Source organism: Candidatus Protochlamydia sp. W-9, from assembly GCF_001950615.1.
In the GTDB taxonomy this organism is placed as follows: Bacteria; Chlamydiota; Chlamydiia; order Chlamydiales; family Parachlamydiaceae; genus Protochlamydia; species Protochlamydia amoebophila.
Genome location: NZ_BCPZ01000385.1, coordinates 1 through 2,326, shown reverse-complemented (window position 1 = coordinate 2,326; position 2,326 = coordinate 1). Strand labels below are relative to the sequence as shown.

Annotated in this window: 3 protein-coding genes and 1 pseudogene; 1 reads left to right on the top strand and 3 read right to left on the bottom strand. The window is 36.2% G+C overall.

Going from position 1 to position 2,326, the window contains the following annotated elements; genetic code table 11:
- Positions 1 to 142: 142 nt before the first annotated feature.
- Positions 143 to 910: a sulfite exporter TauE/SafE family protein gene (locus BU804_RS10415; protein WP_075884011.1), complete on the bottom strand. Its 768-nt coding sequence runs from the start codon at positions 908 to 910 to the stop codon at positions 143 to 145.
- Between the two features lie 80 nt (positions 911 to 990).
- Between BU804_RS10415 and BU804_RS10410 the strand changes: the two genes are divergently transcribed.
- The gene (locus tag BU804_RS10410) at positions 991 to 1,347 is read left to right on the top strand and encodes a peptide chain release factor family protein (RefSeq protein ID WP_075884010.1); all 357 of its coding nucleotides are present in this window, start codon (positions 991 to 993) and stop codon (positions 1,345 to 1,347) included.
- Between the two features lie 89 nt (positions 1,348 to 1,436).
- Here BU804_RS10410 and BU804_RS15065 read toward each other — a convergent pair.
- Positions 1,437 to 1,742, bottom strand: a pseudogene (locus BU804_RS15065) (integrase core domain-containing protein).
- Positions 1,743 to 2,000: 258 nt separating this feature from the next.
- Positions 2,001 to 2,162 (bottom strand): hypothetical protein, encoded by a 162-nt coding sequence (locus tag BU804_RS13610; protein ID WP_158025058.1) that lies wholly within the window; start codon positions 2,160 to 2,162, stop codon positions 2,001 to 2,003.
- Positions 2,163 to 2,326: the final 164 nt, after the last annotated feature.

Below are 2,326 nucleotides of genomic sequence, written 5' to 3'. Positions count from 1 at the left end.
GGTACCGAAGTCGATGGAACTTTCTTAGCCATCTGATGGCAGGTCTTGCTAATTATTGCTTGAATCCATCCAAATCTCGACTGTTCTTTTCAAATACAGAAATCGAAGTAACTTAAGCTCCTAGAATATTTTTGAGGGTTTCTTACGTTAAACTGGCGTTAAAAGAGTGAATTAAAATATAAACACCAAGAGGAAGCATGAGAGTTCCAAAAAATTTTCTTAAATGAACTGGAGGAATGTATTTTACTATGGTTCCCCCTATCAAACTTCCTATCACGCCAAATAAGGAAAAAAGAGCGATGACCTTCCAATTGACATGCATGCCCGAACATTGAAGAAGAAAAGCTTGTTGAAAAAAAGCTGTTAATGCATTCAATGCAATGATCATTAAACTCGTTCCGATAGCCACATAGATAGATAAATTTAGGATGACTATCAAGATAGGAACAATAATAAATCCGCCTCCGACACCACTACAACCTGTCAATTGCCCAAGTAGAAAACCACTTAACAAACTCATCAACGTAGAATGGGAAGTATCTTTATTACGTTGAAGCCACTTTTTATCTTTTAACATTATCCAAGCAACAATAAGCATAACCGACCCAAAAATGAATAATTGAACTCTCCCGCTTATACTATGCGAAATGCAAGCACCAATATATGACCCTATCATTCCAGCTAATCCAAAAAAACATACTGTACGCCAATGAACTTGTTGACGAATGGCATAAGGAATAGCTCCAACTAAGGCAATAACCCCAACAATTGCTAAGGATTCTGCAACCGCCAACTTATCGGGACGATGCAAAAAAAGAATAAGAATAGGGACAGTAAAAATAGATCCTCCTGATCCAAGTAATCCTAAACTAACTCCCACAGCTAATGCACCAAAAAAAACTAATATCATTTTTCCCTGAATTTTGATTCATTTATATTGCATATCTTTATAACTTTAGTTATTTATATTCAAAGAACTAAAAATTAATTATGAGTAAACAAAAAATTATTTTACCTGAACAAGATGAAGATTTACTAGCTGAGTGCCAAGTTCAAACTTTTCGCTCAAGTGGAAGTGGAGGGCAACATATTAATGTTACTAACAGCGCTGTCCGTTTGATCCATTTTCCGACAGGAATTGTTGTATCTAGTCAAACTTTTCGCAGTCAATATCGAAATAAGCAAAATTGTCTCGCTAAATTAAGACAAACCGTGGAGAAACTGAATTATCGTCAACCTAAACGCATTCCAACTAAAATTCCTAGAACAGTTAAAAACAAGAATGTGGTAAAAAAAGAACGCCATTCTCAAAAAAAAATTCTACGTAAACCTCCTCAACTTGACTAAACGATAATAGACAAATGAAAACTGATTTAATTTTTTTTACTGACATTGCCCCATAATTAGGTCCATTTTAAAATAGAAAATTTTACTACCTATGCATTAATTGTTTTTAGCTCATAAGTCTTTCTAAATCCTTCCGGAGAAAGGCCATCTAGCGCGCTATGAGGACGCCATTTATGATAGTCTTCCCTCCATTCTTTTGCTAAGTTTTGCGCTTCTTGCAAACTTATAAATCAATGCTGGTTTAAAAATTCATCTCTGACTCGTCCATTAAAACTCTCTATTGTTCCATTTTGCATTGGTTTACCAAGTTCTATGTAATACCATCCAATAGAGGCTCCCTCCGACCATTTTAAAATAACCCTGCTTGTGAATTTAGTTCCATTATCACTGATCATTTGTCTTAAGATATCCTCTGTATTTAATGAACTCTTCCAACTCCCTTACCACTCTTAATCCAGAAAGAGATGTGTCTACAATCATTTGCAAACTCTCCCTAGTAAACTCATCTACAATATTGAGTCATCTAGTTTTCTTTCCATTTGCAAGCCGATCCGACATAAAATCAAGGCTCCAAACTTCATTGACTTGTGAAGCTTTTATCCGCGCAAGCCTTATCCCAACTCCTCGTCTTCGAGCTCCTCTTTTTCTAACTTTTAGTCCCATTTTCTGATAAAGTCTAAAAAGCTTCTTATGGTTAATCTTAAAGCCCCTTTTTTCAACATAAAATGAATGCGCCGATAACCAAATCGAGGTCTTTCAAGAGCCACTGTTTGGATGAGTACTTTTACTTGTTCATCTCCTTGCCTTTTCGACAACTATCGCCCAACTGATCGATGGAATCCCAACAATTTGAAAGCCTGTCTTTGGCTCAATCGATGATTTTCTATCATCCATTTAGCACAAAGTCGCTTAGCAGCTGGGCTTACCACTTTTTTGACAAGACATCCTTTAAAGCCACAATGTCTAAAGCTTGGTCAGC